Origin of the sequence: Mycobacterium sp. (genome assembly GCF_040509115.1) — a bacterium.
Classification (GTDB): domain Bacteria; phylum Actinomycetota; class Actinomycetes; order Mycobacteriales; family Mycobacteriaceae; genus Mycobacterium.
Map to the genome: position 1 here is coordinate 1 of NZ_JBEVLO010000036.1, position 25,287 is coordinate 25,287.

Sequence of the window (25,287 nt, forward strand, 5' to 3'; positions counted from 1 at the left end):
TCACGCTGCCCGGCAATCCCGTCAGCGCTCTGGTGTCGTTCGAGGTGTTCATCCGTACGCCGTTGCGCGCGGCGATGGGGTTGCCGCATCCGCAGCGGCCCCACCTCTCGGTGACCCTGTCGGAGGCGCTGACGTCCCCGCCGGGTCGGCGGCAGTTTCGCAGGGGCGTGCTCGGGGACGACACCGGCGCGACGGTCACCACCTACGGACCACCCGCGTCCCATCATCTGCGCTGGCTGGCGTCGGCGGACTGCCTGCTGGAGATCGGTGAGGACGTCGCCGAACTGCCTGCCGGATCACCCGTGCAGGTATGGGACCTGAGGTGACCCCGTAGAATCGGAAGCCCATGGCCAGACCCGCGCGACCCGCCGATGCCGCCAACGAGTCCGAGATCTCCCGATTTGTTGAGCTTGTCCGTTCCACCGTCCCTCCCGTGCACTCCGCAGGCCTGCCGTTCATCGCGGCCGGTCTCGGCATTGCCGCCGTCGGCCGCCGACACCGTTGGTTGCGCACCACGGGGTTGATCGCCGCCGGCGCCTGCGGCGGGTTCTTCCGGCACCCACCGCGCGTCCCACCGACCAGGCCAGGCGTGGTGGTGGCGCCCGCCGACGGTCGCGTCACGCTGATCGAGCGGGTCACCCCGCCGCCGCAACTGAACATGCCCGAGGTGCCGATGACGCGGATCAGCATCTTCCTGTCGGTGTTCGACGCGCACGTGCAGCGCGCGCCCGTCGCGGGTGAGGTCGTCACGATCAAATACCGGCCCGGCAAGTTCGTCTCGGCCGAACGCGATCAGGCCTCCGAGGTCAACGAGTGCAACAGCGTGTGGTTCCGCACGCCGGAGGGTGTCGACGTGGCCGCGGTCCAGATCGCCGGACTCGTCGCGCGGCGGATCGTGTGCTCGGCGAACGTCGGTGACAAGGTGGCGCTCGGCGAGACCTACGGTCTGATCCGCTTCGGCTCCCGGTTGGACACCTACGTGCCCGATGACTCCAGGGTGCTCGTCCAGATCGGTCAGCGCGCGATCGCCGGGGAGACCGTGCTGGCGGAGTTGGCGTGACCCGCGCGTCGGGCCCGCCCGCTCGTGGGCTCCGGATCCTGCCCAGCGCCACCACCGTCCTGGCCATCTGCGCGGGCCTGACGTCCATCAAGTTCGCCCTCGACGAGAAGCCGTGGATCTCGCTGGCCCTGATCGGTGCCGCCGCCATCCTGGATGGCATCGACGGCGGCATCGCCCGCGCGTTGAACGCCCAATCGCGAATGGGCGCCGAGATCGACTCACTGGCCGACGCGGTGAACTTCGGCGTCGCGCCCGCGCTGGTGATCTACGTGACGATGCTGGAGGGCTCCCAGGTCGGCTGGATCTTCGTGCTGCTGTACACCGTCTGCGTGGTGCTTCGGCTCGCCAGGTTCAACGCCCTGCTCGACGACGACACCCGCCCGGCGTACACCCGCGAGTTCTTCACCGGCATGCCCGCCCCGTGCGGCGCCGTAGGGGCGATCGGCCCCCTGGTCGCCTTCATGCAGTTCGGAACGGGCTGGTGGACGTCGCACTGGTTCGTCTGCGCGTGGCTGGCGGCGAACGCGGCACTGCTCGTCAGCCGAGTGCCGACGCTCGCGCTCAAGGCGATCTCGGTTCCGGAGAACGCCGCGCCGATCCTGCTGATCATCGTGGCGGCCGCCGCCGCGGGCCTGCTGCTGTTCCCCTACATCCTGGTGCTGCTGATCATCGCCGGCTATCTGTGCGTCATCCCGTTCACCATTCGCAGTCAGCGGTGGGTCGCGGCGCGCCCCGAGGCGTGGGACGTGAAACCACAGCAGCGGCGGGCAGTGCGCCGCGCCGCCCGCCGGGCCTCGCCCAACCGCCGGTCGGTCGCCCGGCTGGGGCTGCGGCGCCCCGGGCCAAGGCACTAGCGGACGCGACCCATGACCGACCACGTGACCCAGTCGTTCGACGAACCGCCGCTGGGGCGATTGCCACTGACCGCGCGGCTCAATACCTCTGCCATGGACTCCCGGCGCGGGGTCGTCCGCCTTCATCCGGAAGCACTTGCGGCACTTGGCATTCGGGAGTGGGACGCGGTGTCGCTGACTGGTTCGCGCACCACGTCGGCAGTCGCAGGAGTCGCCCCGGCCGGCACCGCAGTCGGTACGGCCCTGCTCGACGACGTGACGCTGTCGAACGCCGGCCTACGCGAGAACACCATCGTGTTGGTCGCACCCGTGACCGTCTACGGGGCCCGTTCGGTGACGGTGAGCGGATCGAAGCTCGCCACCCGGTCGGTGTCGTCGGCGACGTTGCGGCTGGCGCTGCTCGGCAAGGTGATGATGGTCGGTGACACGGTGTCGCTCCTGCCGCGCGACCTCGGCCCCGGCACGTCGACGTCGGAGGCCTCGTCGGCGTTGACGTTGTCGGTCGGCATCACCTGGACCTCGGAGCTGCTGACCGTGACGGGGGTCGATCCCGCGGGACCGGTGAGCGTGCAACCGAATTCGCTCGTCGCGTGGGGTGACGGCACCGTCGCTTCGCCCAGTTCGTCGACCGCCGCGCACACGGTCACCGGGCCGCGCCAGACCCCCGTGACCGCACCGGTGTCGTTCGACGACCTCAAGGGTGCGCACGCCCAGGCCGGCCGGTTGACGGAGTGGCTCAAGCTCGCTCTCGATCAGCCGGAGCTTCTCGAAACCCTCGGGGCGAAGGCCCATCTCGGCGTCCTGGTGTCGGGCCCCGCGGGGGTCGGCAAGGCCACGCTGGTGCGGGCCGTGTGCGCCGAGCGCAGGCTGGTGGAGCTCGACGGACCAGAAGTCGGGGCGCTCCGCGCCGAGGAGCGACTGGCGAGCGTGGCCTCGGCGGTGGCGGCGCTGCGGGACGGCGGCGGCGTCCTGCTCATCACCGACGTCGACGCGCTCCTGCCGTCGACGGTCGAGCCAGTGGCGACGCTGATCCTGACCGAGCTGCGCGCCGCGGTGGCCACGCCGGGCATCGCGTTCGTCGCGACGTCGGCGGTGCCCGACGCGGTGGACGCCCGGTTGCGCGCTCCCGACCTGTGCGACCGCGAACTCGGGCTGAGCCTTCCCGACGGAGCGACCAGAAGGGCGTTGCTGGAGGTGCTGCTGCGCGGGGTACCGGCCACCGATCTCAACTTGGACGAAATCGGGGAGCGCACACCGGGTTTCGTGGTCGCCGACCTCGCGGCGCTGGTCCGGGAGTCGGCGCTGCGAGCCGCTGCCCGCGCCAGCAGCGACGGCCAGAACCCGACGCTGACCCAGACCGACCTCACCGGCGCCCTTTCGGTGATCCGTCCGCTGTCGCGGTCGGCCACCGAGGAGGTCGCCGTGGGATCGGTGACCCTGGACGACGTCGGCGACATGGTGGAGACCAAGCAGGCGCTCACGGAGGCGGTGCTGTGGCCGCTGCAACACCCCGACACCTTCGAGCGGCTCGGCGTCGAGCCGCCCCGCGGGGTGCTGCTCTACGGCCCGCCGGGCTGCGGCAAGACGTTCGTCGTTCGCGCGCTGGCCAGTACTGGCCGACTGTCGGTGCACGCGGTCAAGGGCGCCGAGCTGATGGACAAGTGGGTCGGCGCCTCGGAGAAGGCCGTCCGTGAGCTGTTCCGCCGGGCAAGGGATTCCGCGCCGTCGCTGGTCTTCCTCGACGAGATCGACGCGTTGGCGCCGCGGCGCGGCCAGAGCTTCGACTCGGGTGTCACCGATCGGGTGGTCGCGGCGCTGCTGACCGAGCTCGACGGCATCGACCCGCTGCGCGACGTCGTCGTACTGGGCGCCACCAACCGGCCCGACCTGATCGACCCCGCGTTGTTGCGACCGGGCAGGCTGGAGAAGCTGGTATTCGTCGAGCCACCGAACGCGGATGCGCGTCGGGACATCCTGCGCACCTCCGGCAAGTCGATCCCGTTTAGCGCCGACGTGGACCTGGACGCGCTCGCCGATGACCTCGACGGGTACAGCGCAGCGGATTGCGTTGCGCTGCTTCGGGAATCGGCCCTGACGGCGATGCGGCGCTCGATCGACGTCGCCGACGTCACCGCCGCCGACGTCGCGAAGGCGAGGGCAACCGTACGGCCGTCGCTGGATCCGGTGCAGGTGGCCTCGCTGCGGGAGTTCGCCGAGAAACGCTGAACGCCGTGGCGTCAGCCGCGTTCGACCAGCCCGGCCAGCAGGGTCAGCGAGGCCAGCAGCGCGTCCACGTCGGTGGCGCGGGCGCGCACCATCCGCTTCTCGTCGGTGAGGCGGGACCAGTCGTAGGTGTGGGTGACGCGGGTATGGCCCTCGTCAAGCGGGGTCAGCTCCCACCGCCACAGGTGGCCAGGCGGCGGCGAGTCCGGTTCCGACGGTTGCCAGGCGATGCGCCTGCCCTCGTCGAACTCCACGACGTGGTTCTCCCGCATCCCGCCCTGGGTGATGGACGTCAGGAACACGTCGCCGCCGGCGTGGACGCGCTGCCCCGGTGCCGCATCGACGAGGTTGTCGTTGCCGTCGAAGCGCGGTTGCGCGCTGGGGTCGGCGATCAGTGCAAAGATGCGATCTGCGGGTGCGGCCACGTCGACGCTGGCGCTGACCACCTTGTTCTCGGTCTCCATGCAGAGTCATTCAACCCCGGCCTCGAACTCCCGACACGTGAACGGAGGCGATGCCGCGCCCGATGCCATTGACGCTCCACTAGTGACATGTCATAGTTGGAATACTGTAGTTGGGCCCGTCCAGATCGGAGCACGCCATGACCACACTCCAGCCGACCGCCGCGCTCCGCGTGGGAGACCACGAACGCGAGGCCGCCGCCGCCCACCTCGGGCAGGCCCTCGCCCAGGGTTACCTCGACATGGCCGAGTACGAAGACCGGATCCAGCAGGCGTTCGGCGCCCACACCGCCGACGAGCTACGGCACCTGCTCGCGGACCTCCCGATCCACCAGCTGCGCCGCCACGACCCCCGCAGGCACGAGGCCCGCCACGCCGCCGCCCGCCTGTCGGTGCGCCTGCACCTGGCCGCCTACCTCGTGATGGTCGTCGTCGTGCTGACCGTCTGGACCGCCGTCGCCCTGTCCACCGACGCGACCTACTTCTGGCCGATCTGGCCGATCCTCGGCGCGGGCATCGGGCTGCTCGGACATGCCATTCCGATCCGGCTCGCGACGCGGCGTCAGGGTTCGATCAACCCGGCCCGGATCGCGTAGCGCGTCAACGCGAGGCGGTCCCGCAACCCCAACTTGGCCAGGACGTTGGTCCGGTGCCGGTCGACGGTCTTTGCGCTGATGCTCAAGGTCGACGCGATCTCCTTCGCCGAATATCCCTCGGCGATGAGCTTCAGCACCTCCTCCTCGCGTGGCGTGAGGATGGTCGCGGGCAGTTCGTCACCCTGGCGCGCCCGGTGCAGGTAGTCGCGGATCAGTGCGGTCACCGCCCCCGCGTACAGGAACGGCTCGCCGCGCATCGTCGCACGGCACGCCTCGAGCAGGTCGCGGTCGGCGACCGACTTGAGCACGTAACCCGAGGCGCCCGCCTTGAGCGCCTCGAAGAGGTACTGCTCGTTGTCGTGCATCGACAGCACCAGGATCCGGACGTGGGGATGACTCCGGTTGATCTCCCTGGCCGCCTGAAGCCCCGTCATCCGCGGCATCGCGATGTCGAGGATCGCCAGATCCGCCGGAGTGCTACCCAGCGCGGTCAGCGCCTCGTAGCCGTCGGCCGCCTCGGCCACTACCTGCAGGTCCGGCTCGGCATCCAGGATCATCCGCAACCCGCTTCGCACCAGCGCGTGATCGTCGGCGAGCAAGATCCGGGCAGGCTGGCCGCCCATCATCCGGCTTGCCCGGCCAGTGGGATCGCGAGACGCACCTCGGTGCCCTCACCCGTCGGCGACGAGATGGACAGCGTCGCCGCCACCAGCAGCGCCCGCTCCCGCATCCCGGTGATCCCCGCACCCTCGGCCGATACGCCCCCGCGGCCGTCGTCGGCGACGCGCAGCCTCAGCTCGGTGGCACCGGCGTGCAGGTCCAACCACACCTTGCCCGCGTCGGCGTGCCTCGCGACGTTCGTCAAACTCTCCTGCGCGATCCGGTAGCAGACCAGCTCGACGTCGGGCCGCAACCGCGCGATCTGCGGGGTGATGTTGCGGACGACGGCCGTCCCGGTGGCCTGGGTGAACTCGCTGCACAGGGCGTTGAGCGCGCTGTGCAGGCCGAGGTCCTCCAGCGCGTCCGGCCGCAATCGACGCGCAATCCCCCGCACCTCGTCCAAGCTGGAGCGCACCGTCTCCTGCGTCTCTTCGAGCTCACCCCGAATCTCCTGCGGCGCACGGTCTACCGCCCGCTTCAGCGTCAACAGTGCGACCGTGAGGGTCTGCCCGATCTCGTCGTGCAGTTCCCTGGCGATGCGCTGGCGCTCGTTCTCCTGTGCGGCGAGCGCCGAGGCACTGGCTGAGGTCCGCTCCGTCTCCAAGCGGTCGAGCATCGCGTTGAACGACGCGATGAGGTGGTGCAGGTCGCCACCGCCGCGGTCATCGACGCGATCGCTGCGCCTGGGCGGATCGACTCGCCGCATGGATGCAGCGAGTCGATCCAGGGGGGCAAGACTCGAGCGCAACAGCAGGGCGTTCGCCGTCAGCATCACCGCAAGGCCGACGAGCAGGACCGGGATCTCGGTCAGCCGGATGCGCGAGGACACCGACGCAGGCGAGACCGCAAGGACCAACGTCCCCAGCACGAAGATCAGCCCGTTGATCAGAAACACCCGTCGGAACAGCGCCGTGGCCGGCGTGCGCGCGGATCGCCAGCTCATCCCTTCAGCGTGGCTGCCGAACGCGGCGATGTCCATACAGGCCGCACCCCCTCGGGAATGGGGGTCGGACCCGATGGTCGGCGAGGGCCGGACGCCACAGACTCGGGTAATCGACGGACCGGAGCAGCCCGGAAAGGCATGATGATGACGATTCTGGCGCGGACTGGATGGAACGACGCGATGCAAGCACACGAGATCGCCGTGACCCCGCCCACGATCCGGATCGACGATCCGGTCTCCAAGGCAGTCCAGGTGATGGTGGTCAATCGACTGCCGGGGTTGATCGTCGTCGATGCCGACGACCGGCCGATCGCCGTCATCCCCGGCACCCAGGTGTTGCGGCTGGCCATCCCCGAGTCGTACATGGACGACCTGGCCCTGGTGCGGACCGTCGACGAGGTGCACGCCGACCTGTTCTGGCGCCGATCGGCGACCCTGACCGTCGGCGACTGCCTCCCCAGTCCGCCCGCCAAGCCGGCCACCGTGCGACCCGACGCGACGCTGCTCGAGTTGGCCGCGGTGATGGCGAACAAGCGCAGTCCGGTCCTCGCCGTCGTCGACCGCGGCGGGCGGTTGGTCGGCGCCGTCACGTTGGAACGACTGCTCGCCAGCCTGGCGGTGGCCGGACCGGGCGACTGACGCGCCCGCAGGGCCCGACTGAACGGCGGACCCGGTGCTAGCTCCCATCGCGGCGCTGACGATCTTCGTCACCGCCTTCTGGTTCCTCGCCACCGAGCGGGCCAACAAGGTCACCGTCGTCCTGGTCGCCGCAGGCCTGATGACGGTGCTCGGCCTCGCCCCAGGGGCGCAGGTCTTCTACTCCGAGCACGAGGGCGTGGACTGGAACGTCATCTTCCTGCTGCTGGGCATGATGGTGATCGTCGGCGTGATCAAGCAGACCGGCGTCTTCGACTTCCTCGCGATCTGGGCGGCAAAGCGGTCGCGCGGCAGTCCCTTTCGCCTCATGGTGATGTTGATGGTGATCACCGGCATCGCCTCGCCGGTGCTCGACAACGTGACCATCATCATGCTGATTGCGCCGGTGACGCTGGTGATCTGCGACCGTCTCGACATCGCACCGCAGCCCTTCCTGATCGCCGAGGTACTCGCCTCCAACATCGGCGGCGCGGCCACCCTGATCGGCGATCCGCCCAACATCATCATCGGCAGCCGAGCTGGCCTGAGCTTCAACGACTTCTTGGTCAACATGGCGCCCGCGGTCACGGTGATCTTCGTGCTGTTCGTCGTGTTCACCCGGGTGCTCTTCCGGAAGGATCTGCGGGCCAACCACATTCGACTCGACCAGGTGATGGCGCTGCAGGAGCGAAGGGCCATCAAGGACACCAGGCTGCTGGTGCGCTCGCTGGCGGTGCTCGCGCTGGTGATCACCGGATTCGCACTGCACTCGGTGCTGCACCTCGAGCCGTCGATCGTGGCCCTCGTCGGTGCGGGCGTGATGCTGCTGGTGACCGACGTCGACGTCGACGACGTGCTGCCCGAGGTCGAGTGGTCGACGCTGGTGTTCTTCATGGGACTGTTCGTGATGGTGGCCGGACTCGTCCACACCGGAGTGATCGACCGGCTCGGTGAGGCCGTGGTCCACGTCTTCGGCGACGACTTCTTCCTGGCCGCCACCGGCCTGCTCTTCGGGTCAGCGGTCCTCGGCGCCTTCATCGACAACATCCCGTACACGGCCACGATGACTCCCGTCGTCGAAGAGATGGCGGGGCTGGCTCCCGACGCCGGAACCGCAAACGGGCTCTGGTGGGCGTTCGCGTTCGGCGCCTGCTTCGGCGGCAACGGCACGGCCATCGCCGCCAGCGCCAACGTCGTCGCGATCGGGATCGCCCACCGCGCCGGTCATCCGATCAGCTTCTGGAAGTTCACCCGCTACGGCATCGTCGTCACGCTGCTGAGCACGGCCCTCGCGTGGTTGTACGTCTGGCTGCGCTATTTCTAGGCGCACCATGTTGGGCCGACGACCCGGCGGGCGCGCGGATCGGCCGTCCGTAGAATGTGTACCGACAAGCCCGAAATCCCTCGACGCCCAAAATCCTTCGACGCCCAGTCCACGCGTCGGAATGGGCTGACACCCCGGTTGGGTTGGCGCGTGCGAGACCGCCTTCCCCGAAACTCGGATCGGAGTGCCATGCTCGCCGTCCTGTTGGCGCACGCCGCCGCCGCTGCGGTTGCGCCGGTGCTCGTGCACCGCTGGGGACGGCAGGCCTTCTATCCGTTGGCACTGGTGCCGCTGGGCTCACTGGCGTGGGTGGCGTTGAACTGGCCCCAGCAGGACGCCGGGGCGGCTCCTGGTCGCGGCGGGCAGTCCGTGAACGTCGACTGGGTCCCCGAGCTGTCGATGAACATCACCCTGCGCTTCGACGCGTTGGCGGCGATCATGGCCGTGCTGGTGCTCGGCGTCGGGGCGCTCGTCCTCTGCTACTGCGCCGAGTACTTTCACCACCACCGGGCCACCCCAAGCGCTCCCCTCGTCCGCGGGGTCCCCACCGAGAAGCGACTCCCGAGCTTCGCGGCCGAACTGGTCGCCTTCTCAGGCGCCATGTTCGGACTGGTGGTCAGCGACAACATGCTGATGCTCTACCTGTTCTGGGAGCTGACGACGGTGTTGTCGTTCCTCCTCGTCGGGCACTACGCCGAACGTGCCACCAGCCGACGCGCCGCCACCCAGGCGCTGCTGGTCACCACCTTCGGCGGCTTGGCCATGCTGGTCGGCATCATCATCCTCGGCGAGATGTCGGGCACGTACCTGTTGTCCGAGCTGGTGGCCGCGCCGCCGACGGGTACCGCCGCGTCGGTCGCCGTCGTGCTAGTGCTCGTCGGCGCGGTGTCGAAGTCCGCGCTGGTGCCGTTCCACTTCTGGCTGCCGGGCGCGATGGCCGCACCGACGCCGGTCAGCGCGTATCTCCACGCGGCGGCGATGGTCAAGGCAGGCGTGTACCTGGTCGCGCGCCTGACGCCGGGGTTCGCGGACTCCCCCGGCTGGCGTCCGATCGTGGTCACGCTGGGGCTAGTGACGATGCTGCTCGCCGGCTGGCGGGCGGTGCGCGAGTACGACCTCAAGCTCATCCTGGCGTTCGGCACCGTCAGTCAGCTCGGGCTGATCACGCTGATGGTCGGCGGCGGCGGCAGCGACCTCATGCTGGCCGGACTGGCCATGCTGTGCGCGCACGCGATGTTCAAGGCCGCGCTCTTCATGGTGGTCGGCATCATCGACCACGCCACCGGCACCCGCGACATCCGGCGGTTGGCCTGGCTCGGCGACCGGCACAGGCCGCTGCTGATCATCGCCGTCGGCGCGACCGCCAGCATGGCGGCGCTGCCGCCGTTCCTCGGGTTCGTCGCGAAGGAAGCCGACCTGGCCACCCTTGCCGAGAGTCCGGCCCTCGGCCCTGCGGCGCCCTGGGTGCTGGCCGGCGTCGTGTTCGGGTCGGTGTTCACCACGATCTACTCCCTGCGCTTCATCTACGGCGCGTTCGCCCGGAAGGGCCGCAGCGAGCCGAGTCAGCGGGTCGCGGAGATGCACCGCCCGCCAGCCGCGTTCCTGATCCCGCCCGCGATCCTGGCGGCGGCGGGGCTGCTGTTCGGCGTCTGGCCGACCGGCCTGGACCACGTCCTCGACCAGTACGCCGAGACCGCGCCGGGCGGCAACGACTATCACCTTGCGCTGTGGCACGGCGTGAACCTGCCCCTGCTGCTGTCGATCCTGGTGCTCGCGTCGGGCATCGCGGCGTTCTTCGCCCGCAGCCGGCTGCGCCGCGCCAGGGTCGGCTACCTCCCGCTCGGCAACGCCGACCGCATCTACGACGCGGTGGTGCGCGGTGCGGACGTCTTCGCGGTCCGCCTCACCGCACTGACGCAGCGCGGTTCCATCCCAGCGACGCAGGCGGTCATCCTCTCCACGCTGGTCCTGCTGCCCATGGCGATGCTGTTCCTCGGCGCGCGGGACCGGCCCGAGCTCGCGCTGTGGGATTCGCCGCTGCAGGTCGTGGTCGGGCTGATCATCCTGGCCGCAGGCCTCAGCGCGACGCTGATGCGCAATCGGCTCGCCGCAGTGCTTCTGGTCGGCGTCACGGGCTATGGCTGCGGGACCATCTTCGTCTTCCACGGCGCACCCGACCTGGCGCTGACGCAGTTCCTGGTCGAGACGCTGACGTTGGTCATCTTCGTGCTCGTCCTTCGGACGCTGCCCGCCGAGGCCGACCGCACCAACATCCAACGAAACCGGTTGCCGCGCATCGCCCTTTCGTTGGCCGTCGGCGTCAGCGTCACGGTGCTCGCGGTGTTCGCCATGGCGGCCCGCACCACCAGGCCCATCGCCGACCTGCTGCCCGACGCCGCCTACTACCGCGGCCAGGGCGCCAACACCGTCAACGTGCTACTCGTCGACATCCGTGCGTGGGACACCATGGGCGAGATCTCGGTGCTGCTGGTGGCCGCTACCGGCGTGGCGTCGATGGTGTTCCGGCACAGGCGCTTCGGTGCCGCACCGCGCGTCGCCGACGCCGGCCAACCCGACATCGGCCGGATCCCTGTGCTGCCCACCAGCCCCGCCGTCGGCGACATCACCTGGCTGCGCGGCAGCGAGCTGCGCGACCCGCGCTACCGGTCCCTGGTGCTGGAGGTGGCCACCCGCATCATCTTCCCGCTCATCATGGTGCTGTCGTTCTACTTCTTCTTCGCGGGCCACAACACTCCCGGCGGCGGATTCGCGGGTGGACTCACCGCCGGGCTGGCACTGGTGCTGCGCTACCTTGCCGGTGGCCGCTACGAGCTGGGTGAGGCACTGCCACTGGACGCGGGCAAGGTGCTCGGGGCAGGCCTCACGCTGTCGGCGGGCACCGCGGTCGCGTCGCTGTTCCTCGGCGCACCTGCCCTGTCGTCGGCCGTCATCGAGTTCGACGTGCCGGTACTCGGGCACGTCAAGTTCGTCACCGCCCTGTTCTTCGACCTCGGCGTCTACCTCATCGTCGTCGGCCTGGTGCTCGACGTGCTGCGCAGCCTGGGCGCCCGCGTCGACGAAGAGATGATGGCGAGGGCGCGATGACCGTCACGTACCTGGTACCGCTCGTCCTCATCGGCGGGCTCACCAGCGCAGGTGTGTACCTGCTGCTGGAACGCAACCTGACGAGGATGCTGCTGGGGCTGTTGCTCGTCGGCAACGCCGTGAACCTGCTGATCCTCACCGTCGGTGGGCCGTCGGGCAATCCGCCGATCCGCGGCAGGACCAGTGACGGTGAGACAGCCACCGCGGACCCGTTGGCGCAGGGCATGATCCTGACCGCGATCGTCATCTCGATGGGCATCGCGGCGTTCGTCCTCGCACTGACGTATCGGTCCTTCCGGCTGTCACGCGCCGAGGAGGTCGTCAACGACCCCGAGGACGCCCGGGTTTCGCAGCTGTCGGAGAAGTCCGCGGCCGCGATCGACGAGGACCCCACGACGCACGACCCCAGCATCGACACCGAAGAGCCCGACGAGCTGGATGCGCTGCCAGGACACGAGGGGTCCCGATGAGCCCCCGGCGAGAAGCGAAGCGGGACCGCGCATGAACATCGCCACGGTCCTGACACCGCTGCCCGTCCTGATCCCGACGCTGGCCGCGGCCGCCTCGTTGTTCGCAGGCCGACAACCGCGGCTGCAACGCGCCATCGCGGTGCTCGCGCTGAGCGCCGTCGTCGCCGTCTGCGCGGTGCTGGTGTACCTCGCCGACCGGGACGGCACCATCGCGCTACACGTCGGGGGCTGGGGGCAGACCGTTCCCGGGGCGAGCGGAGCGACGGGGGAAACATCCGGCATGGGGCCGCTGGGCATCACGCTGGTGGTGGACCGGCTGTCGTCGCTGATGCTGCTGGTGTCGGTGATCGTGCTGCTCGCGGTGGTCTTCTACGCCATCGGGCAGGGCATCCGCGACGGCGACGAGCGCCAACCGGTGTCGATCTTCCTGCCGACCTATCTGGTGCTGTCCGCGGGCGTGTGCACCGCGTTCCTGGCCGGCGACCTGTTCAACCTGTTCGTGGGCTTCGAGGTGCTGCTGTCCGCGAGCTTCGTGCTGCTGACCATCGGCGCGAGCACCGATCGGGTGCGCGCGGGCATCGCCTACGTGATGGTGTCGATGGTGTCGTCGCTGATCTTCCTGATCGGCATCGCCTTGATCTACGCGGCGACGGGCACGCTGAACCTGGCCGAGCTCGCCGTCCGCCTCGACGACGTCCCGTCGGGCACCCGCAGCGCCCTGTTCGCCGTGCTGATGGTCGCCTTCGGCATCAAGGCGGCGGTGTTCCCGCTGTCGACGTGGCTGCCCGACTCGTATCCGACCGCGCCCGCGCCCGTCACCGCGGTGTTCGCCGGCCTGCTCACCAAGGTCGGCGTGTACGCGATCATCCGCGCCCATTCACTGCTGTTCCCCGGCGGCGCACTCGACCACGTGCTGATGGTCGCGGCCTTGGTGACGATGCTCGTCGGCATCTTCGGTGCGATGGCGCAGAGCGACATCAAGCGGCTGCTGTCCTTCACGTTGGTCAGCCACATCGGCTACCTGGTCTTCGGCATCTCACTCGGCAACGAGCTGGGCATGTCGGGGGCCATCTACTACGTCGCGCACCACATCGTCGTCCAGACCACCCTGTTCCTGGTCGTGGGACTGATCGAACGTCAGGCGGGCGCGTCGACCCTGCAGCGTCTCGGCGGGCTGGCCGCCGCCAGCCCGCTGCTGGCGTTCGTGTTCATCGTTCCCGCGCTCAATCTCGGTGGCATTCCCCCCTTCTCGGGCTTCATCGGCAAGGTGGCGTTGCTGGAGGCCGGTACCCAGGACGGCTCGGTCCTGGCCTGGATGCTGGTCGCTGGCAGCGTGATCACCAGCCTGCTGACGCTGTACGTGATGGCCCGGGTGTGGAGCAAGGCGTTCTGGCGGGCCAGAGCCGACGCGCCGGAGGGGGCCCTGGCCGACGCGTCGCCCTCGTCGCTCATCGACGACTCCGAGGAGGACATCGACTTCGCCGACCGCGACGACGTCGGCCGGATGCCGGTCGGCATGCTGATCCCGACCGGCGCGCTGATCGCGGTGGGCCTGGCGCTGACGGTGTTCGCGGGGCCGATCTTCGCCTTCAGTGAGCGCGCGGCAGGCGAGGTCCTCGACCGAGGGCAGTACATCTCGGCGGTGCTGACGCCATGACGAGCGCAAGAGTGAGGACGCTCCTCCTGCGGGCCTGGGTGCTGTGCTGGCTGATCCTGGTGTGGATGCTGTTGTGGGGCAACGTATCCGCAGCCAACTTCGTCAGCGGCTTGGCCGTCGCCCTGGTCATCACGGTGTTGCTGCCGCTGCCGCCGGTCCCCATCGAGGGTCGACTGCATCCGCTGTCGCTGGTGCGGTTGGTGGCGCAGGTGGCCTACTACCTGGTGCTCTCCTCGGTGCAGGTGGCGTGGCTCGCGATCAAGCCTGGGCCGCCACCGCAGACCGCGGTGCTGCGGGCGCACCTCGCGATCAAGTCGGATCTGGTTCTGGCACTTGCGGTCCACACGTTCAATCTGATCCCCGGCTCGATCGTGCTGGAGATCGATCAGACCCGCCGAATGATCTACATGCACGTCCTCGACGTCGGCTCCGAGAAGGCGGTCGCGCGGTTTTACCGCCAGATCGCGGTGATCGAGCGGTTGATGATCGCGGCGTTCGAGCGGGATCCCGACTGGCGGCCATCACCCGGCGAGCGCGTGCGCGAGGAACCGGACGGCAGTGGGAGGGAGGGCCCGTGAACGACCATCGCCTGTGCGCCTGGGGCACCGAGCGTGCGGTCACGGCGAGTTTCGCCGCCGAATCCCGCCCAGCATGCACACTCGAGCAGGGGGAGCACGCGTGAACACCGTCTGGACCATTTCGGCGGTGCTGCTGACCGCGGCCGCCGCCATCACGATGTTTCGACTGCTCGCGGGTCCTGGCACGCTGGACCGACTGGTCGCGCTGGACACCTTCGTCGCGGTGACGATGTGCGCCATCGGCACCTGGGCGGCGTTCAGCCTGGACACCACCGTGACCTACAGCCTGACGGCGCTGGCGCTGATCAGCTTCGTCGGGTCGGTCAGCGTGGCGCGCTTCCGCGTGCGGGACAAGGACCGCAGCGACGGGAGGCGGCCATGAGCACCGGCATCCTCGACGTGCTCGCCGCGGCGTTGGTGCTTGGCGGTTCGGTGCTGGCCCTGACGGCGGCGATCGGCGTGGTGCGCTTCCCCGACACGTTGTCGCGGATGCATGCGGCGACCAAGCCGCAGGTACTCGGGCTCCTCCTGGTGCTGGCAGGCGCGGCGATCCGACTGCGCGGCCACGCCGACGTCGGCATGCTGATCCTCGCCGGGTTGTTCACGATCATCACTGCACCCGTGGTGGCCAACCGGGTCGGCCAACTGGCGTACCGCGAGCAGAGCTTTCGCGACGACCTGCTGACCAAGGACGAGATAATCGAGTTCGGCGACGACTGAGGTCGCCTACTCCTCGGTGCCGCCGGCGAGCTGAAACTCCACCATCGCCGCGACCGTCTCGACGGCGTCCTGCAACGCCACCAGCCGCGCCGCCGCCGACGGCGCCTCCAGCACCGAGTACCTGTCCGCCTGACCCATCGGCACGCGGGATGCCAACGCATACAGCCGTTTCCCTGCGTCGTCACCGGGTTCCGGCTCACCGAGCAGGTCACGCTTCGGCGGCAGGGTGGCTTGCTGCGAGGACGCGATCCGCTCGAACAACTGCATCAGGCGGTCCTCGACGACGCCGATGTCGTCGCCGGTGACGTTCGCGCCGGGTTCGTCGGGCCACGGCTCGACGACGGCCTGCGGGTAGGGGTCGTCGGCCAGCCACGAGGTGACGCGGATCCGGTCCCGCATCTCGCACTCCACCAGGTAGCGCCCCTCGCCGAGCGACTGGCAGTCCACGATGTGGGCCATCGTGCCGACGTCGCACCTGGCGTCGTCACCACCGACTTCGCGACCCGCCGCAATCAGGACGACACCGAATTCCTTTGCCCCATTCAAACATTCACGCATCAGCTCCACGTAGCGCGGCTCGAAGATGCGCAGCGGCAGGTCCTCGCCGGGCAGCCGCACCGCCTCCAGCGGGAACATCGGCCGGACGGTCACGCTTCGAGGCCCCCCAAGTCGCTGCGCTCCCGCCCCGCCGGACTCACAGGACCAGCTCGGCGGTCAACGCGTCGACGACGGCGCGCAGATCCCCGTCGTGCTCCTCGGCGACGCGACGCTGCCGCTGATAGGACGCGCCGGTGCGGTAGATGTCGGACACCCGGGCGAGTTCGTCGGCGCAGCCCAGCGAGACGGCAACGGGTTCCAACCGGTTGAGTAGCTCGTCCAAGTCCTCGGTCACCAGCCGTTCGTTGCTGTCCTCGTCCAGGATGATCACCGCGTCGAGCCCGTATCGCGCTGCGCGCCACTTGTTCTCCTGCACGTGCCACGGCGGCATCGTGGGCAGGTGCTCGCCGGCGTCGAGTCGGCGATCCAGGTCGACGATCAGGCAGTGGGTCAGCGCGACGAGCGCGCCGAGTTCGGCGATGCTGGAGACCCCGTCGAAGATGCGCACCTCGACCGTGCCGAGGTGCGGCGAAGGCCGGATGTCCCAACGGATCTCGTTCATGTGATCGATGATGCCGGTGGTCTTCTGGTCGTGGACGAACTGCTCGAACTGCGACCATTCCTGGAAGTGGAACGGCAGCCCCGCGGTCGGCAGCTGCTGGAACATCATCGCCCGGTTGCTGGCATAGCCGGTGTCGACGCCGTCCCAGAAGGGCGAGGATGCCGAGAGCGCCAACAGGTGCGGGTACTGATTGAGCAGCGACGTGATGATCGGCATCACCTTGTGCGCCGAGGACACCCCGACGTGCACGTGCACGCCCCAGATCAGCATCTGCCGCCCCCACCACTGGGTGCGCTTGATCAGTTCCGCGTAACGGGGTGCGTCGGTCAGCTTGGCCGCCGACCACTTCGCGAACGGATGGGTGCCCGCGCAGAACAACTCCATGCCGCGCTCTCGGACGATCGGCCTGACCAGTCCCAGCGTGCCGCGCAGGTCGTCCATCGCCTCAGCGGAGTTCTCGCAGATGCCCGTGACGACCTCGACGGTGTTGCGCAACAGTTCCTTGTGCACGTGCGGAGTCTCACCGATCTCGGCGATCACGGCGGCCGCTTCGTTGCTCAGGTCCCTGGTCGCGGGGTCGACGAGGGCGAACTCCCATTCGACGCCGATGGTCGGTCGCACCGACCCGGCGAAGTCGATCCGTTGCGGCCTGACGATCGTCTTACCCGGCGGATATGACACCGCACGCCACCCGCTTGCCGGCGTCTCCGGTGGCCATCGTCATCTCGTCGGGCCCTGGCGCGCCGCCCACCACCTGGGTGTAGCGATCCGGCGGGATGTTGGCGAAGTTGTCGGCCTTCTCGTGGATGATGATCGCCGTCTGCGTTCCCGCGAGGAGGTCGGCGGCGGTGAAGGCGTCGGTGGTGGTGACCAGCATCGCCGAGCCGTCACCGCGCACCTGCAGGGACGCGAGGTCGCCGCTGGCGGGGTGAGAGGTGTGCCCGCTGACCTGGAAATGTCCACCGGCAGAGTTGAAGTCGCCGGGCGCGCCGCCGGTCGGTGCCACCGATGCGGCCTCGCACTTTCCGACGGAGTGGATGTGCAGGCCGTGGAACCCGGGCTGCAGCTGGCCGGATGCCGTGGTCTGCACGGTGACGGTGGCGTAGTCGCCGGTGAACGCGAACTCGGCGGTCGCGACCGACGTGCCGTCGGGGGTCTTGAGGTCGGCGGTGAGCGTCTCCCCCGCCGCCTCGGATCCACCCTCGCCCGAGCCTTCCTCGCCGGCCTCGGCCGACGGCGCTGGCGAGCCCGTCCACACCGATGGAGTGGTGCCGGGCTGGGTGGCGACGGGTTCGTTGGGGCTGCACGCGCTCGCGATCGGAACGAGGAGCGCCGCGGCGGCGATGAGGCGAAGCGGGGCAGAGATCGGCATGGCAAAAGACTAACTGGTGACCCCGGCGGTGACCCGGGGCGGATGCGGCCCGCCCGCGAAGCGGCGCTAGCCCGTGACCAACACGATGACGCCGGGCGGCTGTTCCGCCAGCTCGGGGGTGCGCTCCGCGACGGGAACCTCCAGAAGCCCGCCGATCTCCTCGGCGGCCGTGCGCTCTTCGGGGGCCGAGCCGTAGTAGACGGTGGTCTCCGGGATCGGCTCGTTGAGCACCAGGTTCTCCGACGGCGGCACGTCCCACTGTTCGTCGCGAAGTCGGGTGGCGACGTTCTCGCCAGCGCCCGCGACGTCGGAGACGTTGAACACCCGCACCTGGGGCCGGGCGGCCTCGGCCTCCGACGAGGTCGGCGGGGCCGTGGACGTCGCCGAGGTGGTCGTGGTGCTGGAAGCCGAGCTGCTGTCGTCGTCGTCGCCGGAGCCGATGGCCTGGAAGCCGACCAACAGGAAGACCACGCCCAGGAACAGCAGCACCATGATCATGGCGCGCAGCGGCAACCCGGAGGAGTCTCGTTGATTCATCGCACTCACTGTATCCAGACGGGGTCATGGGACGAAAACCCCAGGTGACGCGTCAGGTGACGTCGAAGCCGAGCCGCCGCGCGGCCCGTGCCTTCTGTCGGCTGGCTCGTACGCGGCGCAACCGCTTGACCAGCATCGGGTCGGCTGCCAGCGCCTCGGGACGGTCCACTAGCGCGTTGAGCACCTGGTAGTAACGGGTCGCCGACATGGAGAACAACTCCTTGATGGCGTCTTCCTTCGAACCCGCGTACTTCCACCACTGCCGCTCGAACGCGAGGATGTCGTGTTCGCGGCGGGTGAGACCGTCGGCGAGGGCGGTGCCGTCCTCGGAGTCCCCGGACTTCTCAGTCCGCGCAATGGCGCCGTCCATTTGCTCTCTGGACCCTTCCCCGCACTCGAGACATTCCGCTGGTGTCGGCCAACATTGAACCACGGCCGACGGGCTTGAGCCGTGAGCCTTACCCGCGAGTCGGCCGACTTGAAGTTGCCAACTAATCTTTCCTGCATGGCCGTAGTACCCATCCGCATCGTGGGAGATCCCGTTCTGCACACCGCGACGACCCCGATACCCGTCGGCGACGACGGTTCGCTGCCCGCGGATCTGGCCGAGCTCATCGCCGATCTGTACGAGACGATGGACGCCGCCAACGGTGTCGGCTTGGCCGCCAACCAGATCGGGGTGTCCAAGCGGGTGTTCGTCTACGACTGCGCCGACGAGCGCGGCCGCGCGAGCCGCCGTCGCGGCGTCGTCGTCAACCCGGTCCTCGAGACGTCCGAGGTGCCGGAGACGATGCCCGACCCGGACAACGACGACGAGGGCTGCCTCTCGGTGCCCGGCGAGTCGTTCCCGACGGGACGGGCCAGCTGGGCGCGCGTCAAGGGGTTGGACGCCGACGGCACGCCGATCACCCTCGAGGGCCACGGGCTGTTTGCTCGGATGCTGCAGCACGAAACCGGCCACCTCGATGGCTTCCTGTACATCGACAAGTTGATCGGTCGGCATGCGCGCGCCGCCAAGCGCGCCGTGAAGGCCAACGGGTGGGGTACGCCCGGCCTGTCGTGGACGCCGGGCGAGGATCCCGATCCGTTCGGGCACTAGCCGGTGCCCGAGCTGCCCGCCGTCGGCACCAGGGTCAGCCTGCGGTTCCGACTGCCCGCTGGCTCGGTGCCGCCGCTCACCGACGTCGTCGGACACCTCCTCGAGGTCGGCCCGACCGTGCGGGTGCGCGACAAGCGGGGCGCTGAGGTGTCGATCGCGGCGTCCGACGTCGTGGCGGTCAAGTCGCTGGGTGCTGCGCCGGTGCGCACCTCCGACATCCGTCGGCTGGAACACGCCGCGGCGTTGGCGTGGCCGGGGGTCGAGCGGCAGTGGCTCGACGGGTGGCTGGTCCGGTACGGTCATGGCAGCACCCGGCGCGCGAATTCTGCTGTGCCGCTGGAGGTTTCGCCAGGGTCGGACGTCGGTGCGATCGCCCGCTGGTACGCCGACCGCGGCGCTCCCACGCTGATCGCTGCGCCGGACCGATTGTTCCGGGTCCCCGCGGGGTTGCCGACCGATGGCGAGAACGTGGTCATGACAAGGGATTTGACCGTCGGCCCGCCAAGCTCGTCACCTGAGGTGTTCTTCGCCGCGCGGCCCGACAACGACTGGTTGAGTCTGCACCCGCGCCAGGTGCCCGCCGACGTGTTGACCGCGGTCGTCGACGGCGAATTGACCTTCGCGTCGGTGGCGGGCTCCGCGGTCGGCAGGGGTGCGGTCACCATGGCACCCGACGGCACCCGGTGGGCCGGGTTGTCATCGGTCCACGTCGCCGACTCCGCGCGCCGCCGCGGGCTGGGCCGGGCGGTGTGCGAGGAGCTGTTGGCCTGGGCGGCCGACCGCGGCGCCACCCGGGCCTATGTGCAGGTGGTCGTCGAGAACACCGTCGCCACCAGGCTCTACGAGTCGATGGGCTTCACCGAACACCATCGGTCCCGCTACGCGTCGCTAGGGTAGGCGGGTGCGACTGGCCACCTGGAATGTCAACTCCATCCGCTCCCGCATCGACCGCGTCACCGGTTGGCTGGAACGCGCCGACGTCGACGTGCTGGCGATGCAGGAGACCAAGTGCACCGAGGCGCAGTTTCCTGCGATGCCGTTCGCGGCACTGGGTTACGAGGTGGTTCACTACGGCACCAACCAGTGGAACGGGGTGGCCATTGCGTCGCGCGTCGGCCTGGACGACGTGCAGCTCGGGTTCGACGGGCAGCCGGTGTTCAACGACGTGGCAGAGGCGCGAGCGATCGGCGCGACGTGTGGCGGGGTGCGGGTGTGGAGCCTGTACGTACCCAATGGCCGCACGATCGAGGACCCGCATTACGCGTACAAGTTGGAATGGCTTGCTGCCCTCCGTAACACGGCCTCGAGCTGGCTGAGCGCCGACCCATCGGCTCCCATCGCGCTCGTCGGCGACTGGAACATCGCGCCCACCGACGAGGATGTCTGGGACGTCGAGGTGTTCCGCGGCAGCACCCACGTCACCGAGCCGGAGCGGGCCGCGTTCGGGGCCATCGTCGACGCCGGGTTCGCCGACGTCGTCCGCCCCTTCACGCCGGGACCCGGCGTGTACACCTACTGGGACTACACCCAATTGCGGTTCCCGAAGCGCCAGGGCATGCGCATCGACTTCATCCTCGGCTCACCGGGTCTCGCCGACCGCGTCACGCACGGCGAGATCGCCCGCGACGAGCGCAAGCCCGGCAAGAAGGGCACCCCTGCGCCGAGTGATCACGCACCGATCTTCGTCGACCTGTCCTGATCCGGCGGCCCCGTTCACACCCTGATCCCCTCGCCAGGAGCTCAGCGTGCGTCCGCGGGCTCCAGGTCGACTACCCGCGCGCGGGCGGGCCGGATGAGAGAGATGAACCCGCCGACGATCAGGGTGATGATGACGCCCAGCGGGACGTACCAGGGGAACGCGATGGCCGCGCCCGCCTGCTTGTCGGCCTCCCACCACAGGACCTGTCCGGTCGGGGTGATCTTGACACGAAGCACGACGTAGGCCATCACGGTGACGGTGGTGATCAGCGCGACCACGCCTGCGACCTCGTCGGCTCGCGTGATCAGCAGGCCGAGCAGGAACGCGCCGAGCAACGCGCCGTAGGTGTACCCGGTGATCGACAGCCCGATGACGACGACCTGCGAGCTGGTGTCGTCGAACAGCGAGGCGAACCCCGCCATGACCGCCGCCCACACCAGCGTCAGATAGCGCGCGATCTTCAACATCTGCGCCGGTTCCGGCGTGTGCCCAAACCACGCGTTCATGATGTCCGCCACCGTCGAGTTCGACAGCGAGTTCAGCGCAGACGACAGCGAGCCCATGGTTGCCGACAGAATGCCGGCGATCAGCAACCCCGACAGGCCGACGGGCAGACCGTGCAGCACGAAGTCGGGGAAGATGCTGTCCGAGGACTTGAAGCCCAGTTCATCCAGCGAGGCGCCGTCCAGATAAACCCACAGCAGCGCGCCGACAAGCGAGAACAAGCCGAACTGCACGGCAACGGCGATGCCGCTCCCGATCATCGCCTTGCGTCCGTCCGAGAGATTCTTGGTGGCGAGCACGCGTTGCGCGATGAGCTGGTCGGACCCGTGCGACGCCATGCCGAAGATGGCCCCGCCGACGACCGCCGTCAGGAACGCGTAGGGGTTGGTGACGATGTTGGTGAACGACCAGTCCTCGACCTGGAACACGTGGAACTTGCCTGCCTCGAAGGCCTCGCCGAGGGCGCCGAACCCCGTGTGCTGCAGCAGCACCACGATGCACACGACGGCGCCACCCAGGTACAGCGTCATCTGAATGAGGTCCGTCCAGATGACGGCCTTGATACCGCCGACATAGGTGTACAGCACGGTGATCGCGGTGAGGATGACGATGATCACGAAGTAGTTGACCGAGACCCCGAGCTCGTCGAGGAGCAGTTTGATCGGGATGGCGGAGGCGAAGAGCCGGACGCCTTCGGCGAGCAACCGCGTGACGAGGAACGTCACCGAGGCCGCGCCCTGGGCGTGCCTGCCAAACCGTTCGCCAAGGTACTGATAGGCACTGACGAAGCCGCCCTTGAAGTACAGCGGCAGCAGGATGAACGACACCAACGTGCGGCCGATGATGTAACCGACGGCGAGTTCGACGTAGGAGAAGTTGGTCAGGTAGGCGACACCGGGGACGCTGATCACCGTGAGGGTGGACGTCTCGGTGGCCACGATCGACGCGAGCACCGCCCACCACGGCATGGAACGTTCGCCGGTGAAGTAGTCCTCGGCCGACTTCTGGCGGCCGGACAACTTCAGACCGACGATCGCGATGACGATCAGATAGGCGACGATCACCGCTACGTTGATGGCGTCGTGCACGGGCTCCTCCTCGAACGTCGAACGGAACAGGGCTGCTCGGGATGGCGGATGGTCACCGGATCTCCAGTGCGCGGATCCACGGGACGGGTTCCGGCAGGCGCAGCGGGTCGTCGCCGGGCGTGATTCGACCGAGGACCCGTGGCCGGGTGCTGCCGGTGGCCCCCGGGACGACACCGGGCACGCCGTGCCACGTCAGCCAGCCGAGCAGGGCGACCAGGTAGGCCTCCTTGGCGTCGGCGGGCAGACCAAGGTCGTCGCTGCTACGCATCGAGACGGGCCGCAGCAGCGCGGCGAGCCGATCGGCGAGCACCGGGTTGCGTACGCCGCCTCCGGACGCGATCACCTCGTCGACGCCGTGGCGACCGATCGCGTCGGCGACGGTGCGGGCGGTGAGCTCGACGAGGGTGGCCGCCAGGTCGGCATCGTCGATCCCCCGTCCGTCGATTCCCCGTCCGGCCACGTGCCCGTCGAGCCAGGCGGGCGTGAACAGTTCGCGCCCGGTCGACTTGGGCGGCCGCTGCGCGAAGTACGGCTCGGTCAACATGTCCGCCAGCAGCTCGTCGTCCACCCGCCCGCGCGAGGACAGCCGGCCGTCGACGTCGTACCCCTCGGCGATGCCTGCCCGGGTGGCGACGACGTCGAGCAGGCAGTTCGCGGGCCCGGAGTCGTAGGCGAGCACCGGATCGTCGACCGTGCCGACGACGGTCAGGTTGGCGATGCCGCCGAGGTTGAGCGCGACGCGCCGCTCCCGCCCGCGCAGCCAGAGCGCGTCGAGGGTGGACGCGAGCGGGGCTCCGTGGCCGCCAGCTGCGACGTCGCGGGCCCGTAGGTCGCTGACGACGGGCAGCCCGGTCGCCTCGGCGATCCACGCGGGCTGTCCGACCTGCAGGGTGCCGCGGGCGACGCCGTCCTCGACCCAGTGAAAGACCGTCTGCCCGAGCGTGGCGACCAGATCGCCGCCGTGGGTGCGCGCCACGTCGGCGGCGACGGCGCCGCAGAATTGGCCGAACTCCGTGTCCAGACGGCACAGCGCGCCCGCCGTGGTCTGGGCCGGCGGCAGGACGCCGAGCGCGGCGGCGCGGATCCCGGCGGGCAGCGGCTCGGTCGTCGCATGGAGCGGGCGCAGCGTGACCACGTCCGCCTCGACGTCGAGGTCGGCCACGGCGACGTCGAGGCCGTCGACCGACGTTCCGGACAGCATGCCGATGACCTTCATCTGCTGCCCTTCGTCGGCGAGTGGTCCGCGAGGGCGGCGCGTACCGAGCCCGCTGCCGCGAGTCGCTCCCGAGCGCGGTCGGGGTCCACCTCGGCGAGCAGCATGATCAACGCCACCTGAACGGACCGGTCGGCAGCGTCGAGCGCGGACACGGCGTCGGCGTCGGACACCCCGGCGGCGTCCCGCACGATGCGGACCGCCCGGCGCCGCAGCTTGTCGTTGCTGGCCATCATGTCGACCATCCACGGCCCGAACGTCGTTCCGGCACGCACCATCGCCGCGGTCGAGAGCGTGTTCAGCGCGATCTTCTGCGCGGTGCCGGCGGCCAGGCGGGTGGAGCCTGCGATCACCTCGGGACCGGTGAGCAGTTCGACGCCGATGCTGGCGGTGGCGGCCAGCGGGCTGTCGCGCACGTTGCAGATGCCCACGGTCGCGGCGCCGCGATCGGCGGCCCGGGTCAACGCGGCCACGACGAACGGGGTGCGACCGGACGCCGTGATCCCCACGACGACGTCGGCGGGCCCGACGTGCAGGCCGTCGATGGCGCGTCGACCGGCGTCGGTGTCGTCCTCGGCGCCCTCGACGGCCGTCGAACCGGCGATCGCGCCACCGGCGAGAAGCACCGGGACGCGGGCGGGATCCAACCCGAAGGTCGGGGTGAGTTCGGCGGCGTCCTGCACCACCAGCCTGCCGGGCGTGCCCGCCCCGACGTAGACGAGTCGGCCGACACCGGCCAGCGCGCTGCCTGCGAGGTCGGCCGCACGTGCCAGCGGTGCGGCCGCGTCGAGCACCGCCCTGGCGGCGACGTCGTGGCCGGCCGCCAGCCGGGTCACCAACCGTTCGGTGGGCCAGACGTCGAGATCGGCGGTGTCGGGGGCGAGTCCCTCGGTCGGCAGACCGTCGGTCTCGTGGACGGGGCGGTGCTCGGCGCGCGACGCCTCGGAACGTCGCCCGTGGAAGGACTCGGACGCGAAGGGACCGAGGTCGTCGAGCAGCAGCCGCAGGCCGTCGATCGCGTCGCCGGCGGGGTTCCGCCACGGCCGGTCCGCGATGGCGCGCACCCGGGGTGCGAGCACCTCGGCGAGTCCTCCGACGAGGCTGACCGGAAGTGTCGGGGGCAAGGCGCTCAGCGTGCCTGCCACGGCGGCCGCGGCGTCGTCGAGCACGGTCTGCGCGTCTCGATCGCCACGGGTGGCGGCGGCGGCGACGTCGGGAACGAAGCCTGCGAGCCGCGCGGCCAGGTCGGGTTCACCGAGCAGTCCTGGCCACCCGGACTGCGGCCCGAACCGGGCGACGGCCCTCTCGTGCAGCACCCCACCGCGCGCG

General features: G+C 69.6%; 26 protein-coding genes and 1 pseudogene. 16 read left to right on the forward strand and 11 right to left on the reverse strand.

The genetic code is table 11. The features are described from left to right. The 4 genes and pseudogenes from ABW137_RS03065 to ABW137_RS03080 all read left to right on the forward strand — a co-directional run. Positions 1-326 (forward strand): annotated as a pseudogene (locus ABW137_RS03065) (molybdopterin molybdotransferase MoeA); the annotation flags it as partial. A 20-nt stretch (positions 327-346) separates the two neighbouring features. After that, positions 347-1,060 (forward strand): phosphatidylserine decarboxylase, encoded by a 714-nt coding sequence (locus tag ABW137_RS03070; RefSeq protein ID WP_526396765.1) that lies wholly within the window; start codon positions 347-349, stop codon positions 1,058-1,060. Continuing rightward, positions 1,057-1,914, forward strand: a complete 858-nt coding sequence (locus ABW137_RS03075) for a CDP-alcohol phosphatidyltransferase family protein (RefSeq protein WP_526396767.1) — start codon at positions 1,057-1,059, stop codon at positions 1,912-1,914. Before ABW137_RS03070 ends, ABW137_RS03075 begins: the two co-directional genes overlap by 4 nt. A gap of 12 nt (positions 1,915-1,926) precedes the next feature. Then, positions 1,927-4,140, forward strand: a complete 2,214-nt coding sequence (locus tag ABW137_RS03080; RefSeq protein WP_526396769.1) for an AAA family ATPase — start codon at positions 1,927-1,929, stop codon at positions 4,138-4,140. Positions 4,141-4,151: 11 nt separating this feature from the next. Here the strand turns inward: ABW137_RS03080 and ABW137_RS03085 are convergent, their stop codons facing one another. Continuing rightward, complete coding sequence (locus ABW137_RS03085) at positions 4,152-4,601, reverse strand: SRPBCC family protein (RefSeq protein ID WP_526396771.1); 450 nt, start codon at positions 4,599-4,601, stop codon at positions 4,152-4,154. A 137-nt stretch (positions 4,602-4,738) separates the two neighbouring features. Between ABW137_RS03085 and ABW137_RS03090 the strand changes: the two genes are divergently transcribed. Beyond that, the gene (locus ABW137_RS03090; RefSeq protein ID WP_526396772.1) at positions 4,739-5,194 is read left to right on the forward strand and encodes a DUF1707 domain-containing protein; all 456 of its coding nucleotides are present in this window, start codon (positions 4,739-4,741) and stop codon (positions 5,192-5,194) included. On the opposite strand, the gene ABW137_RS03095 is transcribed toward ABW137_RS03090, so the two are convergent. Both ABW137_RS03095 and ABW137_RS03100 read right to left on the reverse strand, forming a co-directional pair. After that, complete coding sequence (locus ABW137_RS03095; protein ID WP_526396808.1) at positions 5,161-5,817, reverse strand: response regulator transcription factor; 657 nt, start codon at positions 5,815-5,817, stop codon at positions 5,161-5,163. The genes ABW137_RS03090 and ABW137_RS03095 overlap by 34 nt on opposite strands. Beyond that, the gene (locus ABW137_RS03100) at positions 5,817-6,797 is read right to left on the reverse strand and encodes a HAMP domain-containing sensor histidine kinase (protein WP_526396774.1); all 981 of its coding nucleotides are present in this window, start codon (positions 6,795-6,797) and stop codon (positions 5,817-5,819) included. Before ABW137_RS03100 ends, ABW137_RS03095 begins: the two co-directional genes overlap by 1 nt. A gap of 180 nt (positions 6,798-6,977) precedes the next feature. On the opposite strand from ABW137_RS03100, the gene ABW137_RS03105 reads away from it, so the two are divergent. From ABW137_RS03105 to mnhG, 8 genes are all read left to right on the forward strand, one after another. Continuing rightward, the gene (locus ABW137_RS03105; RefSeq protein ID WP_526396776.1) at positions 6,978-7,436 is read left to right on the forward strand and encodes a CBS domain-containing protein; all 459 of its coding nucleotides are present in this window, start codon (positions 6,978-6,980) and stop codon (positions 7,434-7,436) included. 34 nt (positions 7,437-7,470) lie between these two features. Beyond that, positions 7,471-8,757: an ArsB/NhaD family transporter gene (locus ABW137_RS03110; RefSeq protein ID WP_526396778.1), complete on the forward strand. Its 1,287-nt coding sequence runs from the start codon at positions 7,471-7,473 to the stop codon at positions 8,755-8,757. 189 nt (positions 8,758-8,946) lie between these two features. Next, the gene (locus tag ABW137_RS03115) at positions 8,947-11,862 is read left to right on the forward strand and encodes a Na+/H+ antiporter subunit A (RefSeq protein ID WP_526396780.1); all 2,916 of its coding nucleotides are present in this window, start codon (positions 8,947-8,949) and stop codon (positions 11,860-11,862) included. Beyond that, positions 11,859-12,332, forward strand: a complete 474-nt coding sequence (locus ABW137_RS03120; RefSeq protein WP_526396782.1) for a Na(+)/H(+) antiporter subunit C — start codon at positions 11,859-11,861, stop codon at positions 12,330-12,332. The genes ABW137_RS03115 and ABW137_RS03120 overlap by 4 nt, the downstream gene beginning before the upstream one ends. A gap of 31 nt (positions 12,333-12,363) precedes the next feature. After that, positions 12,364-13,989: a Na+/H+ antiporter subunit D gene (locus ABW137_RS03125; protein WP_526396784.1), complete on the forward strand. Its 1,626-nt coding sequence runs from the start codon at positions 12,364-12,366 to the stop codon at positions 13,987-13,989. Positions 13,990-14,000: 11 nt separating this feature from the next. Continuing rightward, positions 14,001-14,567, forward strand: coding sequence for a Na+/H+ antiporter subunit E (locus ABW137_RS03130; RefSeq protein WP_526396785.1), 567 nt, complete (start codon positions 14,001-14,003; stop codon positions 14,565-14,567). 100 nt (positions 14,568-14,667) lie between these two features. Next, on the forward strand, positions 14,668-14,949 hold the full coding sequence (locus ABW137_RS03135; protein ID WP_526396787.1) for a monovalent cation/H+ antiporter complex subunit F: 282 nt from the start codon (positions 14,668-14,670) through the stop codon (positions 14,947-14,949). Then, positions 14,946-15,287: a monovalent cation/H(+) antiporter subunit G gene (mnhG, locus tag ABW137_RS03140; protein ID WP_526396789.1), complete on the forward strand. Its 342-nt coding sequence runs from the start codon at positions 14,946-14,948 to the stop codon at positions 15,285-15,287. The genes ABW137_RS03135 and mnhG overlap by 4 nt, the downstream gene beginning before the upstream one ends. A 6-nt stretch (positions 15,288-15,293) precedes the next feature. Here mnhG and ABW137_RS03145 read toward each other — a convergent pair whose 3' ends face one another. The 5 genes from ABW137_RS03145 to napA form a co-directional block, all read right to left on the reverse strand. Next, positions 15,294-15,923 (reverse strand): LON peptidase substrate-binding domain-containing protein, encoded by a 630-nt coding sequence (locus tag ABW137_RS03145; RefSeq protein ID WP_526396810.1) that lies wholly within the window; start codon positions 15,921-15,923, stop codon positions 15,294-15,296. A 58-nt stretch (positions 15,924-15,981) separates the two neighbouring features. Then, positions 15,982-17,103 (reverse strand): glutamate--cysteine ligase, encoded by a 1,122-nt coding sequence (locus ABW137_RS03150; RefSeq protein WP_526396811.1) that lies wholly within the window; start codon positions 17,101-17,103, stop codon positions 15,982-15,984. Between the two features lie 4 nt (positions 17,104-17,107). After that, on the reverse strand, positions 17,108-17,818 hold the full coding sequence (gene sodC / locus ABW137_RS03155) for a superoxide dismutase[Cu-Zn] (RefSeq protein ID WP_526396790.1): 711 nt from the start codon (positions 17,816-17,818) through the stop codon (positions 17,108-17,110). Positions 17,819-17,884: 66 nt separating this feature from the next. Then, positions 17,885-18,355 (reverse strand): LytR C-terminal domain-containing protein, encoded by a 471-nt coding sequence (locus ABW137_RS03160; RefSeq protein WP_526396792.1) that lies wholly within the window; start codon positions 18,353-18,355, stop codon positions 17,885-17,887. Between the two features lie 52 nt (positions 18,356-18,407). Further along, positions 18,408-18,725 (reverse strand): nucleoid-associated protein NapA, encoded by a 318-nt coding sequence (gene napA / locus ABW137_RS03165; RefSeq protein ID WP_526396794.1) that lies wholly within the window; start codon positions 18,723-18,725, stop codon positions 18,408-18,410. 135 nt (positions 18,726-18,860) lie between these two features. On the opposite strand from napA, the gene ABW137_RS03170 reads away from it, so the two are divergent. From ABW137_RS03170 to ABW137_RS03180, 3 genes are read left to right on the forward strand one after another with little or no spacing between them, the layout of a single operon-like run. Then, positions 18,861-19,454 (forward strand): peptide deformylase, encoded by a 594-nt coding sequence (locus ABW137_RS03170; RefSeq protein WP_526396796.1) that lies wholly within the window; start codon positions 18,861-18,863, stop codon positions 19,452-19,454. Between the two features lie 3 nt (positions 19,455-19,457). After that, entirely contained in the window at positions 19,458-20,351 is an 894-nt protein-coding gene (locus ABW137_RS03175) for an N-acetylglutamate synthase, CG3035 family (protein ID WP_526396798.1), read from the forward strand. Between the two features lie 4 nt (positions 20,352-20,355). Further along, complete coding sequence (locus ABW137_RS03180) at positions 20,356-21,153, forward strand: exodeoxyribonuclease III (protein ID WP_526396800.1); 798 nt, start codon at positions 20,356-20,358, stop codon at positions 21,151-21,153. A 41-nt stretch (positions 21,154-21,194) separates the two neighbouring features. On the opposite strand, the gene ABW137_RS03185 is transcribed toward ABW137_RS03180, so the two are convergent. The 3 genes from ABW137_RS03185 to ABW137_RS03195 all read right to left on the reverse strand — a co-directional run. Beyond that, the gene (locus tag ABW137_RS03185; protein ID WP_526396802.1) at positions 21,195-22,745 is read right to left on the reverse strand and encodes a sodium:solute symporter; all 1,551 of its coding nucleotides are present in this window, start codon (positions 22,743-22,745) and stop codon (positions 21,195-21,197) included. Positions 22,746-22,797: 52 nt separating this feature from the next. After that, on the reverse strand, positions 22,798-23,961 hold the full coding sequence (locus ABW137_RS03190) for an anhydro-N-acetylmuramic acid kinase (protein ID WP_526396804.1): 1,164 nt from the start codon (positions 23,959-23,961) through the stop codon (positions 22,798-22,800). Next, positions 23,958-25,287 (reverse strand): N-acetylmuramic acid 6-phosphate etherase (locus tag ABW137_RS03195; RefSeq protein WP_526396806.1); only part of this gene is annotated, 1,330 nt, incomplete at its 5' end. The genes ABW137_RS03190 and ABW137_RS03195, both read right to left, overlap by 4 nt.